The organism is Micrococcus sp. KRD026 (genome assembly GCF_017168445.1).
Taxonomy (GTDB): domain Bacteria; phylum Actinomycetota; class Actinomycetes; order Actinomycetales; family Micrococcaceae; genus Micrococcus; species Micrococcus luteus.
The window spans coordinates 153,955-167,203 of record NZ_JABFBA010000013.1; the positions used below are offsets into that span (position 1 = coordinate 153,955).

At 71.1% G+C, this 13,249-nt stretch carries 15 protein-coding genes and 2 pseudogenes; 8 read left to right on the plus strand and 9 right to left on the minus strand.

The features are described 5' to 3' along the window. Positions 1-47: 47 nt before the first annotated feature. From J1M40_RS05555 to J1M40_RS05565, 3 genes are all read right to left on the minus strand, one after another. Entirely contained in the window at positions 48-731 is a 684-nt protein-coding gene (locus J1M40_RS05555; RefSeq protein ID WP_069941694.1) for a type 1 glutamine amidotransferase domain-containing protein, read from the minus strand. An 85-nt stretch (positions 732-816) separates the two neighbouring features. Continuing rightward, positions 817-2,469 (minus strand): ABC-F family ATP-binding cassette domain-containing protein, encoded by a 1,653-nt coding sequence (locus J1M40_RS05560; RefSeq protein ID WP_206450547.1) that lies wholly within the window; start codon positions 2,467-2,469, stop codon positions 817-819. A 28-nt stretch (positions 2,470-2,497) separates the two neighbouring features. After that, positions 2,498-3,328, minus strand: coding sequence for a patatin-like phospholipase family protein (locus J1M40_RS05565; protein ID WP_206450548.1), 831 nt, complete (start codon positions 3,326-3,328; stop codon positions 2,498-2,500). A gap of 7 nt (positions 3,329-3,335) precedes the next feature. Between J1M40_RS05565 and J1M40_RS05570 the strand changes: the two genes are divergently transcribed. After that, positions 3,336-4,136: a formate/nitrite transporter family protein gene (locus tag J1M40_RS05570; protein WP_206450549.1), complete on the plus strand. Its 801-nt coding sequence runs from the start codon at positions 3,336-3,338 to the stop codon at positions 4,134-4,136. Positions 4,137-4,159: 23 nt separating this feature from the next. On the opposite strand, the gene aqpZ is transcribed toward J1M40_RS05570, so the two are convergent. Together aqpZ and J1M40_RS05580 are read right to left on the minus strand one after the other, a co-directional pair. Further along, a complete protein-coding gene (gene aqpZ / locus J1M40_RS05575; protein WP_113913757.1) occupies positions 4,160-4,858 on the minus strand; it encodes an aquaporin Z in 699 nt (232 codons plus the stop codon). A 166-nt stretch (positions 4,859-5,024) separates the two neighbouring features. Then, positions 5,025-5,546, minus strand: coding sequence for a hypothetical protein (locus tag J1M40_RS05580; protein WP_010080493.1), 522 nt, complete (start codon positions 5,544-5,546; stop codon positions 5,025-5,027). A gap of 258 nt (positions 5,547-5,804) precedes the next feature. Here J1M40_RS05580 and J1M40_RS05585 point away from each other — a divergent pair, with 258 nt between their 5' ends. The 3 genes from J1M40_RS05585 to J1M40_RS05595 are packed head-to-tail and all read left to right on the plus strand — an operon-like array spanning position 5,805 to position 7,851. After that, the gene (locus J1M40_RS05585; protein WP_199489679.1) at positions 5,805-6,530 is read left to right on the plus strand and encodes a histidine phosphatase family protein; all 726 of its coding nucleotides are present in this window, start codon (positions 5,805-5,807) and stop codon (positions 6,528-6,530) included. Further along, positions 6,527-7,069, plus strand: coding sequence for a DUF3090 domain-containing protein (locus J1M40_RS05590; RefSeq protein ID WP_206450550.1), 543 nt, complete (start codon positions 6,527-6,529; stop codon positions 7,067-7,069). The genes J1M40_RS05585 and J1M40_RS05590 overlap by 4 nt, the downstream gene beginning before the upstream one ends. Continuing rightward, the gene (locus J1M40_RS05595; protein ID WP_070708870.1) at positions 7,069-7,851 is read left to right on the plus strand and encodes an SCO1664 family protein; all 783 of its coding nucleotides are present in this window, start codon (positions 7,069-7,071) and stop codon (positions 7,849-7,851) included. Before J1M40_RS05590 ends, J1M40_RS05595 begins: the two co-directional genes overlap by 1 nt. Before the next feature lie 43 nt (positions 7,852-7,894). Here J1M40_RS05595 and J1M40_RS05600 read toward each other — a convergent pair whose 3' ends face one another. From J1M40_RS05600 to J1M40_RS05610, 3 genes are read right to left on the minus strand one after another with little or no spacing between them, the layout of a single operon-like run. Then, the gene (locus tag J1M40_RS05600; protein ID WP_041103934.1) at positions 7,895-8,461 is read right to left on the minus strand and encodes a mismatch-specific DNA-glycosylase; all 567 of its coding nucleotides are present in this window, start codon (positions 8,459-8,461) and stop codon (positions 7,895-7,897) included. Position 8,462: 1 nt separating this feature from the next. Beyond that, the gene (locus tag J1M40_RS05605; protein ID WP_041103932.1) at positions 8,463-8,717 is read right to left on the minus strand and encodes a Txe/YoeB family addiction module toxin; all 255 of its coding nucleotides are present in this window, start codon (positions 8,715-8,717) and stop codon (positions 8,463-8,465) included. Then, entirely contained in the window at positions 8,718-8,978 is a 261-nt protein-coding gene (locus tag J1M40_RS05610; RefSeq protein WP_036340860.1) for a type II toxin-antitoxin system Phd/YefM family antitoxin, read from the minus strand. Between the two features lie 326 nt (positions 8,979-9,304). On the opposite strand from J1M40_RS05610, the gene J1M40_RS05615 reads away from it, so the two are divergent. The 3 genes and pseudogenes from J1M40_RS05615 (at position 9,305) to J1M40_RS05625 (ending at position 12,073) form a co-directional block, all read left to right on the plus strand. Continuing rightward, a protein-coding gene (locus tag J1M40_RS05615) for an IS5 family transposase (RefSeq protein WP_201292392.1) occupies positions 9,305-10,220 on the plus strand; the annotation gives its coding sequence in 2 pieces (ribosomal slippage) (positions 9,305-9,679 and positions 9,681-10,220; 915 coding nt in all). Between the two features lie 135 nt (positions 10,221-10,355). Then, positions 10,356-10,724: pseudogene (locus J1M40_RS05620) on the plus strand (FAD-dependent oxidoreductase); the annotation flags it as partial. 266 nt (positions 10,725-10,990) lie between these two features. After that, positions 10,991-12,073 (plus strand): major royal jelly family protein, encoded by a 1,083-nt coding sequence (locus J1M40_RS05625; protein ID WP_236601339.1) that lies wholly within the window; start codon positions 10,991-10,993, stop codon positions 12,071-12,073. Positions 12,074-12,247: 174 nt separating this feature from the next. Here J1M40_RS05625 and J1M40_RS05630 read toward each other — a convergent pair whose 3' ends face one another. After that, the gene (locus J1M40_RS05630; protein WP_002855901.1) at positions 12,248-12,658 is read right to left on the minus strand and encodes a four-helix bundle copper-binding protein; all 411 of its coding nucleotides are present in this window, start codon (positions 12,656-12,658) and stop codon (positions 12,248-12,250) included. A gap of 284 nt (positions 12,659-12,942) precedes the next feature. Between J1M40_RS05630 and J1M40_RS05635 the strand changes: the two are divergent. Next, positions 12,943-13,134, plus strand: a pseudogene (locus tag J1M40_RS05635) (helix-turn-helix domain-containing protein); the annotation flags it as partial. Positions 13,135-13,249 lie beyond the last annotated feature (115 nt).

Below are 13,249 nucleotides of genomic sequence, written 5' to 3' on the forward strand. Positions count from 1 at the left end.
ACTCATGGTGGTCTCCTCGGGTTCGGGGCGGCGGGCTCGGTGGAGGGTCAGCGCGCGAGCAGGTCCAGGAGGCGGCGGGCGGCGTCGGCGGAGGAGGCCGGGTTCTGGCCGGTCACCAGGGTGCCGTCCGTGACCACGAAGCTCTCCCCGTCCGGGCCCTTGCGGTAGTCCGCGCCGGCGGCGATCAGCGAGTCCTCGACGAGGAACGGGACGACGTCCGTCAGCTGGGCGGCCTCCTCCTCGCCGTTGGTGAACCCGGTGACCTGACGGCCGCGCACGAACGGGGTGCCGTCGGCGGCGGTGATCGGGTGCAGGATCCCGGGCGCGTGGCAGACGAGGCCGAGCGGGCGCCCGGCCGCGTCGCTGTCGAGGATGATCCGCGTGGAGTCGGCGTCGGACACCAGGTCCCACAGCGGGCCGTGACCGCCCGGGTAGAAGACGGCGTCGAACCCGTCCACGTCCACCTGGGCCAGGGGCGTGGTGTGGGCCAGGGCGGCCTTGGCCTCCTCGTCCTGGTCGAACCGGCGGGTGGCCTCGGTCTGCATCTCCGGCTTCGAGCTCGTCGGGTCGATGGGCGGCTGGCCGCCGCGGGGCGAGGCGAGGGTGACCTCGTGGCCGGCGTCCGTGAAGACGTAGTAGGGCGAGGCGAACTCCTCGAGCCAGAACCCGGTCTTGCGGCCGGTGTCGCCCAGCTGGTCGTGCGAGGTGAGGATCATCAGGATGCGGGACATGTCTGGGGGCCTTTCGTCGGTGGGGACTGCACTCTCATGGTCGTACGCAACCGAATCTCGGGCAAGGGTGACGGTGCCCGGGACGTCATTGCTCCGTCACCCGCCCGTCCTGGACCTGCCAGCGGCGGTCGGTGCGGACGGTGTCCAGCATGCGGCGGTCGTGGGTGACGAGCAGCAGGGCGCCCTCATAGGTCTCCAGGGCCTGTTCGAGCTGCTCGATGGCCTCCAGGTCCAGGTGGTTGGTGGGCTCGTCGAGCACCAGGACGTTCACCCCGCGGGCCTGGAGCAGGGCCAGGGATGCCCGGGTGCGCTCACCGGGCGAGAGCTCGTCCACGGGGCGGTTCACGTGGTCGGCCCTGAGACCGAACTTGGCCAGCAGGGTGCGCACCTCCCCGGAGGCCATCTCGGGCACGAGCGCCACGAAGGCCGCGGCGAGGGGGACGGTCCCGACCAGCAGCGAGCGCGCCTGGTCGATCTCCCCGATCTGCACGCTGGACCCCAGGGCGGCCATGCCCTCGTCCGGGGCCCGGCGGCCCAGCAGCCCGCGCAGCAGGGTGGACTTGCCGGCCCCGTTGGGCCCGGTGATGCCGATCCGCTCCCCCGCGTTCACCTGGAGGGACACCGGGCCGAGCGTGAAGCCGCCCTGCCGGAACACGGCGTCGTTGAGGGTGGCGACCACCGAGCTGGAGCGCGGCGCCGCACCGATGGTGAACTCCAGCCTCCACTCCTTGCGCGGCTCCTCCACCTCCTCCAGGCGCGCGATGCGGCTCTCCATCTGCCGGGCCTTCTGGGCCTGCTTCTCGCTCGACTCACTGTTGGCCTTGCGGCGCAGCTTGTCGTTGTCCGGGGACTTCTTCATCGCGTTGCGCACGCCCTGGCTGGACCACTCCCGCTGGGTGCGGGCGCGGGAGACGAGGTCCTGCTTCTGCTCGGCGAACTCCTCGTACTTCTCCCGGGCCTGGCGGCGCAGGGTGGCCCGCTCCTCGAGGTAGGCCTCATAGCCGCCGCCGTAGACGCGGTTGGTGCGCTGGGCGAGGTCGAGCTCCAGGACGCGGGTGACGCAGCGGGCCAGGAACTCGCGGTCGTGGCTCACCAGCACGACGCCGCCGCGCAGCTCCTGCACGAAGGCCTCCAGGCGGGTCAGGCCGTCGAGGTCGAGGTCGTTGGTGGGCTCGTCCAGGAGCACGACGTCGAAGCGGGAGAGCAGCAGCGCGGCGAGGCCGACGCGGGCGGCCTGCCCACCGGAGAGGGAGGTCATGAGGACCTGTTCCGGGGAGGCGGAGAGGTCCAGGCCGAGGTCGGCGAGGACGGCGGGGATGCGCTCCTCCAGGTCCGCGGCGCCGGAGGCCAGCCAGCGGGTGAGGGCGGTGTTGTAGCGGTCCGCGGCGGCGCCGGCGACGTCCGGGTCCGCCAGGGCCTCGGCGGCCTCGTCCATCTCGGTCTGCGCGGCGGCGCACCCGGTGCGGCGGGCGATGTACCCGGCGACCGTCTCCCCCGGCACCCGCTCGTGCTCCTGCGGCAGCCAGCCCACGAACGCGTCGGCCGGGGCCAGGCTGACCGTGCCGGCCTGCGGCGCGAGGTCCCCGCCGAGGATGCGCAGCAGGGTGGACTTGCCCGCGCCGTTGGCCCCCACGACGCCGACGACGTCCCCGGGCGCGACCGTGAGGTCCAGATCCTCGAAGAGCGTGCGGTGGCCGTGGCCGCCGGCGAGGCCGGAGGCGACAAGGGTGGCGGTCATGGTGCTCCTGACGGAAGTGCGGCGGGCGTCAGGCCATTCTGCCGCGACTGAGCTCCACGAGCTTCTCGGCCCGGGCGCGCGTCGCCTCCTCTCCCGCCGCGATGGCGACGCCGGAGCTGCGGAAGTCCGCGATCGTCATCCCCTCGATCGGTGGGCTGATGAGCACGTCCGGCCGGTAGAGCGAGAGCCGGACGGTGGTGAGCTGGGCCTGCATGACGTCGATCGCCCGCATGGCCTGGCGCAGCGACGTGGCGGGCGAACGGCGGGTGCGGGTGCGCGCCCCGGGCTCCGGCCGCTCCAGGGGCTCGAGCGTGGTGGCATCGACGGCGATCACCCGCTGCGCGCCCAGGAAGCGCACCCCATCCACCGGGATCTGGTTGAGGATGCCGCCGTCCACCAGCACGGAGTCCCCCACGGTCACCGGCTCCAGCGCGCCGGGGTAGGCGGTGGTCGCCTGGATCGCGGTGATGAGGTCCCCGGTGTGCAGGTAGCGGGTCTGGCCCTCGACGACGTCGGCCGCGGTGAGCACCAGGGGAATCTGCAGCTCCTCGAAGGTGTCCGGGAGCAGCTCGCGGAGCCAGGCCCGCAGCCTCTCGCTGGAGAGGATGCCGCCGGTCAGGCCCCAGTTGATGAGCCGCGGCCAGTCCACGCTCCGCTCGATCTTCTCGAGCGAGGCGGCGTCATGACCGGCGGCTATGAGCGCGCCGACGAGGCCGCCCATGCTCGTTCCCGCGAGCACGTCCGGGCGGATGTCGAGCTCCTCGAGCACCCGCCAGACCCCGATGTGGCACAGCCCGCGCGCTCCTCCGCCGCCCAGGGCGAGGCCCAGCCGACCCGTGGGCCGTTCGTCATGCATCATCGGCCCAGTGTGCCACGGACATGACCGTGAAGCGAGCGATGCCGGTCAGTCCGTCTCCGGCAGGCCGGCGGCCCACAGGGAGGCGGCAGACGAGGGCGCGGAACGCCTGCATCGGTCCCTCACCGTCCTGACGACCACCGGGTTCCTGGGCGGCGTCGAGATCACGATCGGCCTGCTCGCGTACCTGCTCACGCTCCACGAGACGGGCAGCCACCTGCTGGCCGGACTCGCGTTCTCCATCGGCCTGGTCAGCCTGTTCCTCGCCCACTCCGAGCTCTTCACGGAGGGGTTCTACTACCCGATCACCGCGATCGCCGCCGGCCGGGGCACGTGGATGGAGCTGCTGCGTCTGTGGGCGGTGACCCTCGTGATGAACCTCCTCGGCGGCACCGTGATGATCGCCCTCGTGGTGGCGGGGTTCCCCGACCTGCACGGCACCCTGGCCGAGAGCGCCCACCACTTCCTGGACATCGGCTTCAGCTGGCAGGGCGCCGCCCTGGCGGTTCTGGCCGGGGTGGCGATCACCCTCGTGACGCGGATGCAGGCCGGGACGGACAGCCCGACGGCGATGATCGTCGCGTCCGTCGCCGGAGCCGTCGTCCTCGCCGGCGGTTCGCTCTTCCATTCGGTGATGGACTCGATCCTCATCATCGGAGCCATCCTGTCCGGAGCGCACGGCGTGGGCTGGCTCGAGTGGCTCAGCTGGGTGTGGTGGGTGATCCCCCTGAACATCCTCGGCGGGTTGGCGCTGACGACGGCGCCGCGCCTGCTGCGTTCCAAGGAGATGCGGGAAGAGAAGGGGCGGTGAGGGCAAGGTCCGAATGGCAGGGGTCAGACGGCGTCACGCGTCCCGTCGGCGGCGGGCTCGGGCAGCTCCTCGGTCATTCGGGAGGAGTTGGGGAAGACGAAGCGGTAGCTGAGACCGGCGACCGCGGCGCCCAACAACGGGGCCACGAAGAACAGCCAGACCTGGCCGAGGGCGTCCCCGCCTGCGAACAGGGCCACGCCGAAGGAGCGAGCGGGGTTCACGGAGGTGTTCGACACGGGGATGGAGATCAGGTGGATCAGCGTGAGGGTCAGGCCGATGGCCAGCGGCGCGAAGCCGGACGGAGCACGGCGGTCCGTGGCGCCGAGGATGATGTAGAGGAACACGGCGGTCAGCAGCGCCTCGGTCAGGAACACCGCGCCCATCGAGTAGCCGGCGGGCGAGAGTTCGCCGTAGCCGTTGGTGGCCAGGCCGTTCTCCGCAAGCGAGTAGCCCGGACGACCGGAGGCGATCGCCAGCAGCACGTCGCCGGCCGCCACGCCGCCCACGAGCTGGGCGATCCAGTACGGCACAGTGAGCTTCCACGGCAGACGACCCGCGAGCGCCGCACCCAGGGTGACTGCCGGGTTGAAGTGACCGCCGGAGACGTGACCCACGGCATAGGCCATGGCCACCACGGTCAGGCCGAAGGCGAGGGCGACGCCGAGGAAGCCGATGCCCATGTTGACGCCTGTGGCGTCGTCGATCACGGATGCGGAGAACACGGCAGCGCCGTCCGTGGGACCGTCCCGCCGTTGCCTGGGCGCACCGTCTCGTCCCGCGTCCACCCTCCTGACCGCGCCGCCACGATCACGCCCGCAGATCAGGCAGCGGCCCTCATCCGGGACGGGGACGCCGCCGGGCACCGCTCGTCCGGCCGGGGGCCGGGCCTCAGCCCGCCGGCTGATCCACCCCCGCGGCGGGACGCCCGTCCTCCAGGTAGACGCAGTGCGCGGCGTCCCAGGCGGCGTCGACGCGGCGGGCGATCGCCGGGCGCAGGAGCTTCCGGGCCTCCTGGCACGTCACGAAGCGATGCTCGGAGGCCTCGTCCTCCTGCAGGCGGATGGCGGCGACGTCCGCGGCAGTGAGCGGGTGGACGGCGCGGAAGAGGAAGCGCAGGCCGATCCGGCCGTCGGCCTTGCTGGGCCGCGTGTCGACGGCGACGAGCCGCCCGGCGGTCACCTCCAGCTTATGTCCCGCGCGGCGGGCGCGCACCGTGCGGACGGCCAGGATCAGCCAGGCGAGCACGGCCAGCGCGGCGAACACCGCGGGCAGCACGTGCCCCAGGAGCACGGAGGAGGCGACGGCGGCGAGGAACGCGGCCAGGTTGAGGACGACGTCGTACATCGGCGCGATGAACCGCCGGTTCACCACGTGGAGCCCGGCGATCGCCACGCCGCACGCGAACGTCACCGAGAGCAGGAGGTTGACTACCGGGGGAGGGTATCAGCGGCGGTCGAGTCGGACGGCCTCGAGCATGCGGCGGTCGTGGGTGACCAGCAGCAGGGCGCCGTCCTAGGCCTCGAGGGCCTGCTCCGGGCGTTCGAGGCCTGCAGACGGGCGTCAGCCTCGCCGGGCATAGGCGTGCTCGCGTTGCGTCACTGACCCTTTGCGTCATGGCCGCGAGGCTTTGTCCGCGAGAGGCGGGCATCCCCTCGCTACGCTGAGGCCATGGCGACGGTACTTCTCGTGCGGCACGGCCGCACCACGGCCAACGCGACCGGACTGCTGGCGGGCCGCACCCCCGGGGTCAGCCTGGACGAGCACGGACGGGAGCAGGCGGCCCGCACCGCGGACCGCATCGCGGCCGTGTCCGTGGCCGCGGTGGTGGCCAGTCCCCTGGAGCGGTGCGCGCAGACGGCCCGCGCCCTCCTCGATCGCCAGCCGGGGACGGTGTCCTCGCTGGTCGACGACGACCTCACCGAGTGCGACTACGGCCAGTGGCAGGGGCGCGCGCTCAGCGACCTGGCCACCGAGCCCCTGTGGGCGACGGTGCAGACCCAGCCCTCCGCCGTCGTCTTCCCCGGCGGGGAGTCCATGGCGGGCATGCAGGCCCGCGCGGTGGCGGCGATCCGCCGGCACGACGCCGCGGTCGAGGCCGAGCACGGGCCCGGGGCGGTGTGGGTGGCGGTGAGCCACGGGGACGTCATCAAGTCGATCCTGGCCGATGCGCTCGGCACGCACCTGGACCTGTTCCAGCGGATCGAGGTGGGGCCCGCCTCCGTGTCCATCGTGAGCTACGGACCGAGCCGACCGCGGGTCTGGGCGACCAATACCGACGCCGGGGACCTGTCCTGGCTGGCGACCCTCGGCCCGTCCGACGACGCACCGGTGGGCGGCGGTGCGGGCACGGGCGCCGGTGCGGTGGACGGGCAGACGCCTAGGATCGTGGCATGACTGATGCACCTGCCCCCGTCCATGAGTTCGACTGGCCGGATCGGGTCGTGATCGGGACGCTCGGGCGTCCCGGAGCCCGCACGTTCTACCTGCAGGTGCGCACCGGGCCCCGGCTGGTGAGCCTGGCGCTGGAGAAGCAGCAGTCGGCCCTGATGGCGGAGATGATCGACGAGATCCTCGACGATCTCATGGCGCTGGAGGGCAACCCGCACAGCGTCCCGGCCAGCACGCCCGTGGAACTCGTGGACAACGATCCGCTGGACCCGGTGCAGGAGTGGTTCCGGGTGGGGGCTATCGGCCTGGGCTGGGACCCCACCACCGCGCAGGTGCTCGTCGACGCGCACCCCCTGACCGACGACGACGCCGACCCGGCGCTCGAGGCGGACGCCGAGGCCGTGCGCGTGCGGATGCCCGTCGGCGCCGCCCGGGCGTTCGCTCGGCGCACCCGGGAGGTCGTGGACGCCGGGCGTCCGGTCTGCTCGGACTGCGGCCAGCCCATCGACCCCGACGGCCACGACTGCACTTTCCCCGACTCCTGATGAGCGCCGCGGACGTGCCCGCCGGCGAGCTGGTGTCCGGGGAGCTGATGCTCACCGGCCGCATCACGACGGCCTCCAACGCCACCTTCCTGGGCAGCATCGGGGACACCTCGGTGGTCTACAAGCCGGTGGCCGGTGAGGCCCCGCTGTGGGACTTCCCCGCCGGGACCCTGGCCCGCCGCGAGGTGGCCGCGCACCTGGTGTCCGAGGCGCTGGGGTGGGAGATCGTGCCGCGCACCTGGCTGCACGAGGGCCCGTTCGGCGAGGGGATGGTGCAGCTCTGGCAGGAGCAGGATCCTGAGCAGGACGCCGTGGACCTGTTCCCGGCGGACCAGGTGCCGGCCTCGGGGTGGCTCACGATCCTGGAGGGTGAGGACGAGGACGGGAATCGGCTGGTCCTGGCCCACGAGGACACGGCGGCGCTGCGCCGCATGACGGTGTTCGACGTGATCGTGAACAACGCCGACCGCAAGGGCGCCCACATTCTCGCCATGCCCGGCGGGCACCGGTACGGGGTGGACCACGGGCTCACGTTCCATGTGGAAGACAAGCTGCGCACCGTGCTGTGGGGGTGGCTGGGCGAGGCGCTGAGCGAGGAGGAGCGCGACGGCGTCGCCCGGGTTCTCCACGGGCTCGACGGTGAGCTGGGGTGGGGGCTGGCGGAGCTGCTGGGTGCCGAGGAAGTCGACGCCCTTGCCGAACGCTGTGCCCGGTTGCTCGACGGCGGGATCTTCCCGGCCCCGAGCGGGCTGACGCCGGCCGTGCCCTGGCCGCTCTTCTGACGGGCCTGAGGCGTCAGCGCGGCCGCAGGGACAGCGGGCGCACTCAGTCCACGAGCCCCGCCGCGGCACCGGCCGCACGGTAGTCCGCGGCGAGCGAGTCCAGGGTGGCGTGAGCGTTGAGCCCGCTGGGGTTCGGCGCCACGAACAGCCGCGTGCCCGGCCACGGCGTCTGCTGCTCCCCCAGCACCGCCTTCGGGCGTCCGAACGCCTGCCGGTAGGCCGTCACCCCCAACACAGCGACGACGGCCGGCGCATGCGCTGCCACGAGCGCGTCCAGGCGGGCGGGGGCGGCGGCGAGCTCCTCCGCGGTGAGCTCGTCGGCGCGGGCGGAGGCCCGCGGGACGAGGTTGGAGATCCCGATGCCGCGGGCGTGCAGCTCGGCGAGGTCCTCGGCCTTGTAGCCGTCGGAGGCGTCGATCAGGTGTCGGGTGAGCCCGGCGCGGTGCAGGGCCGGGTAGAAGCGGTTGCCGCGGCGGGCGAAGTGCGCACCGGTGGCGGCGCTCCACAGGCCGGGGTTGATGCCGATGAACAGCAGCCGCAGCGGGTCCGGCAACAGGTCGGGGACGGTGCGGTCGCGGAACTGCTGGAGCTCGGCCTGGGTGAAGCGCATGTCAGTAGTGATACCTCGCCTGGAGGATGATCAGGTCCTCGCCGTCGACGAGGTAGACGAGCCTGTGCTCCTCCGTGATGCGTCGGGACCATGCCCCGGGCGCGCCGTACTTCAGCTGCTCGGGCTTGCCGATCCCGTCGAAGGGATCACGCAGGGCGGCGTCGATGAGGGTGTTGATCCGCTTGAGGACCTTGCGGTCCGTGGTCTGCCAGTGCGTGTAGTCCTCCCAGGCCGAGCGGTCCCACACGAGGCGCACTCAGGCGTCCCCGTCCATGCGGTCCAGAGCGTGCTCCTCGACGCTCCCTGCGCGGGCGCGCTCGTAGGCGTCCAGCAGCCGGCGGGCGTTGGCCGGGGAGCGGAACAGGTAGGCGGTCTCCTGCCAGGCGGCGTACTCGTCCGCGGGCATGAGGACGGCATTCCCCTTGCGGGAGACGATCTCTACGGCGTCGCGGTCCGCATTCACTCGCTCGATGAGCGGGAACAGGGTCTTGCGGGCTTCACTGGCGCTGATGGACATGCTGGCCTCCTCGGGTGCGATGTGGTACTTGCTTATGGTACCAGTTGGGGCTGTCGAACTCGGGGGGTGCCGTGCGGGATGCAGATCTCCTTGCCCTCGTGGTCCGTGGGCGCGGCGACGGCGTCCCCTGCTCTCCCAGGAGCGCCTTGGGCTTCCCGAAGATGTCCACACCCGCTCTCCTGACGCAGGCCCCCGCGGGCCGTTCTATTGTCCTGAGGACCATCGAGACGGCCGAACCCTGTTCGCCACAACATCGCCGTTGAAGTCCCATCTGCCCTAGGGCGTGTCTCCCTTATCGGTGGTGAGGCTCGCGGCAGGCTGGTCGGGTGAGGTCGACAGGGTCGCGGTATCAGGTGTTCACGGACGAGCAGTGGGAGCGGATCGAGCCGTTGCTGCCCTCGAATCAGGGCCGGCGTGGGCATCCCTTCGGGGAGCACCGCAGGGTGGTGGAGGGCATCGCCTACCGGTATCGGACCGGGGTCCCGTGGCGGGATCTGCCCCGGGAGCAGTTCGGGCCCTGGCAGACGGTGTGGAAGCGCCACCGCCGCTACGCCGCGGATGGGACCTGGGATCGGGTGCTGACCCACGTGCTGGCCGAGGCCGATGCGGCCGGGATGATTGACTGGGCCGTCTCGGTCGATGCGACCATCGCCCGGGCCCATCAGCACGCCACGAACACCACTCGTCCGGACCAGGACACAGGGGGCCGGGGCGAATCACAAGAAACTGCCGCTGGATGAGGTTGAGCCGCCCGGGCACGGCATCGGGCGTTCCCGCGGCGGGCTGACGACCAAGATTCACCACGCCGTCGATGGCCGCGGCCGGCCGCTGGCCGCGATCGTCACCGGCGGGCAGCGCAACGACGAGGCCGTGCTGGCGCAGGTGCTGGCCGAAATCCAGATTCCCCGACTCGGCGCCGGCGCCGCCCGAGCCCGCCCGGAGGCGGTGATCGCCGACCGGGCCTATGCCACCGGAGTGATTCGCAACGAGCTGCGCCGCCGCCGAATCACCGCGGTAATTCCGGAGAAACGGGACCAGATCGCGGCCCGAGCCCGTCGCGGCAGCCGCGGCGGGCGGCCGCCGGCCTTCGACGCCCAGGCCTACCGCGGGCGCAACGTCGTGGAACGCCACTTCGCCCTAGCCAAGCAATGGCGCGGCTTGGCCACTCGTTACGACAAGCTAGCGATCACCTACCGCGCCGCCGTCACCCTCTGCGCCATCTTCACCTGGCTACGCGCATAAGGGAGACACGCCCTAGCCCAGAGAGGAAGGGGTCGCTGTGCGCGGTGACTGCGGGCTTACACAGCCCGCTGACGTCGTGGCAGCGGCCCTTCTCCTGCGGCGTATCGCTCATCACCAACAGATCGAGGAACCGCGATGACAGGAACTGACGACGGCGTTGCCACGACGCGTTCACCCGAGGTAGCAGCGATCGGGGGTGGGATCGTTGGTCTGTCGACGGCGTACGCGCTGCGGGAGCAGGGCGTGCCGGTGCGTTTGTACGAGGCTGGTCTGCCCGGGACGGGTCAGTCCGGAGGCGAGTCGCGGATCTTCCGACATGCCCACGACGACCCGCGACTCGTTGCTTTCGCGTGCGAAAGCCGCGGCGTCTGGGATGAGTGGGCCGAACACTTCAACGTCGGGCTGGTCTCATCAGACGGTGTCCTGGCGATCGGAGACAGCGCCCTGGCGCGGCTGCGGGTGCTCAACCAGGTCGGCGGCGTGGAAGCGCACGAGATCGACGCGGTCGCGGTCACCCTGCTCAGCGCCGTGGCCCGGACCAGCTGACCGGCGCACCACTCCCCTTACGTGACTTGGACGGGGGCTCTCCATGCACCGGGGTCCTGGGCACCGCACACCGCAACCCACTGGGACTGCCGGGCAGAACTGGTCCTGCCCGAAGGCTCCCGCCCCGGCGGCCGAGAACCCGGTGTACCGTTCCGAGCACGAGCCCGACTGACAGGAGCGATGTGATGGAGAATCGATCGGAAGGCCTGCCCGCGGAGCAGCCGGTGGGCGAGCTGGAGGAAGTGGCCCATTTCCACGGCGCCATGCTCACCGGCGTCACGGTCTCGCACCGGGGGCGGATCTTCGTCAATTACCCGAAGTGGGGCGATGACGTCGCCTTCACGGTGGCCGAAATTCGCGACGGCGAGGCGGTGGCCTACCCGAACGAGGCCATCAATCGCACCGATTCCGACGACCTGGCGAACACCCTGGTCTCGGTGCAGAGCGTGGTGGTGGACCCTGCCGATCGGCTGTGGATCCTGGACACCGGAAGCCCGCTATTCAAGCCCACGACCTACGGCGGGCCCAAGCTCGTCTGCGTCGACCTGACCAGCGACACAGTGGTCAAGACCATCCTGTTCCCCCAGGATGTCGCGTTGCCCACCAGCTACCTCAACGACGTGCGCTTCGACCTGCGCCGCGGAGCCGAGGGCGTCGCCTACCTCACCGACTCCTCCGACCAGGGACCCAACGCGCTGGTGGTGGTGGACCTGGCCACCGGTCAGAGCTGGCGGCGGCTGCACGAGCACCCCTCCACGAAGGCCGAGCCGCTCACAGACTTCATGCCGGTTGTCGAGGGCCGCCCGATGGTCGCCCGCCAGGAGGACGGGACCGTGGCGCCGGCGATCGCGATGGGCGCGGACGGAATCGCCATCGGCGCCGACGGCGCCCGCCTCTACTACTGCCCGCTGGCATCCCGGCGGCTCTACAGTGTGGCTACCGACGCGCTGGTGGACCGAGCCCTGGATGAGGCGGCGGTGGCCGCGACCGTGCGTGATGAAGGCGACAAGGGCGGGGCCGGCGACGGCCTGGAGTCCGACGCACAGGGCAACGTGTATGCGACGAACTACGAGCACAACGCGGTGCTGCGGCGTCGGGTCGACACCGTCGGGGCGTGGGAGACCGTGGTCAGCGACCCTCGGTTGCTGTGGCCGGACACGCTCTCGGTCGCGGCCGACGGCTACCTCTACATCACCGCGAACCAGCTCCACCGCCAGGCCGACTACCGGCAGGGGCAGGATGAACGGGTCAAGCCCTACACCCTCTTCCGCACCCGCATCGACGCCCGACCCGTCCTGCTGCGCTGACCACAGCGGGACGGAACTGGATGCAGCCATGCACAAGTGAAGCGCCCTGTCTTTGACACGTCGAGTTCTCCTCCTGCGGGGATGTTCTTTTACCGCCGGGCCAGTCAGGGACAGCAGCACATGTTCCACGCCTGCTGGCCCTGACTGGCATTACGGCATGGGCCTGGACTGCGCTCAGCCCAGGGAGGCGAGCAACTCGGCGCAGGCCCGCTCGCAGCGCCGGCAAGCCTCAGCGCAGATCTTGCAGTGCTCGTGCATTTCAGCGTGGGAGGCGCACTCGTCCCCGCACGTCTTGCAGGCGGTCCGGCAGGCCTCCAGCAGGGCACGAGTGGTCTCGACGTTGTTGCCGGTCTGCCTGGACAGCACCGCCCCGGTGGTGGCGCAGATGTCGGCGCAATCCAAATTGAACCGGATGCACTGCCTCAGTTCTGCGACCATGTCCTCGGCCAGGCACGCGTCCGCGCAGGCCGTACAGGTCTGAGCGCACTCGAAACAGGCCTCGATGCACTCGGCCAGCTTCTGCCGGTCGATGTCCCCCAAGTCTTTCGGGTAGGTCTCCAGCATCGAGCTCACGTGATGGGTCATGGCTTACTCCTTCATCGGTGCGGTTCGGAAAACGAACCGGCTGGAACCGGCCCGCCATGCAACCGACCATAGACCCCCCGCCCGGCCCGGAAAAGGGGCTCAACTTTGAAGATTCCGTAAAGATCCCAGCCGGCCACGGGCTCCGCCCGAGCCGTTCGAGCGGGCGGCTAGGTGTTGTGGGTCATGAGGTTCTTGCCACGGGGTACGGGCTGAGATGAGACGAGCGGGCCTCTCCCGCAGGATGGAAGTTCCTACACCACCGACCTGCCCGAGAAGACCCACTCATGACTCACGCTAACGCACCCCTGACCCCCACCGGCCGTCTCAGGATGGTCCACCGCCACCTGCACGACGGGATCCCGCAGGCACACGTGGCCGCCGAGTTCCGGGTGAGCCGGCCCACGGTGGCCACCTGGGTCGCCCGCTACCGCGCCCAGGGAGAAGCCGGCCTTCAGGACCTGCCCGGTCAAGCCCCTCGTGATGGTGTAGCGGTCTGATCCTTCATGGGGGTCAGGCGCTGAGGCCGAGGTTGAGTTCGGTGTCGGGGTCCACCTCGTCTCCGGTGTTGGTCACGGTGGTGAGCCTGCAGCG

Excerpts from the sequence above, each read along its gene's own strand:
- J1M40_RS05610 (WP_036340860.1), bottom strand. The coding sequence starts at position 8,978 with ATGTCCATCAGCGCCAGTGAAGCCCGCAAGACCCTGTTCCCGCTCATC.
- J1M40_RS05600 (WP_041103934.1), bottom strand. The coding sequence starts at position 8,461 with ATGCGCTTCACCCAGGCCGAGCTCCAGCAGTTCCGCGACCGCACCGTC.
- J1M40_RS05590 (WP_206450550.1), top strand. The coding sequence starts at position 6,527 with ATGACTGATGCACCTGCCCCCGTCCATGAGTTCGACTGGCCGGATCGG.
- J1M40_RS05560 (WP_206450547.1), bottom strand. The coding sequence starts at position 2,469 with ATGACCGCCACCCTTGTCGCCTCCGGCCTCGCCGGCGGCCACGGCCAC.
- J1M40_RS05595 (WP_070708870.1), top strand. The coding sequence starts at position 7,069 with ATGAGCGCCGCGGACGTGCCCGCCGGCGAGCTGGTGTCCGGGGAGCTG.
- J1M40_RS05630 (WP_002855901.1), bottom strand. The coding sequence starts at position 12,658 with ATGACCCATCACGTGAGCTCGATGCTGGAGACCTACCCGAAAGACTTG.
- J1M40_RS05555 (WP_069941694.1), bottom strand. The coding sequence starts at position 731 with ATGTCCCGCATCCTGATGATCCTCACCTCGCACGACCAGCTGGGCGAC.
- J1M40_RS05585 (WP_199489679.1), top strand. The coding sequence starts at position 5,805 with ATGGCGACGGTACTTCTCGTGCGGCACGGCCGCACCACGGCCAACGCG.
- J1M40_RS05565 (WP_206450548.1), bottom strand. The coding sequence starts at position 3,328 with ATGATGCATGACGAACGGCCCACGGGTCGGCTGGGCCTCGCCCTGGGC.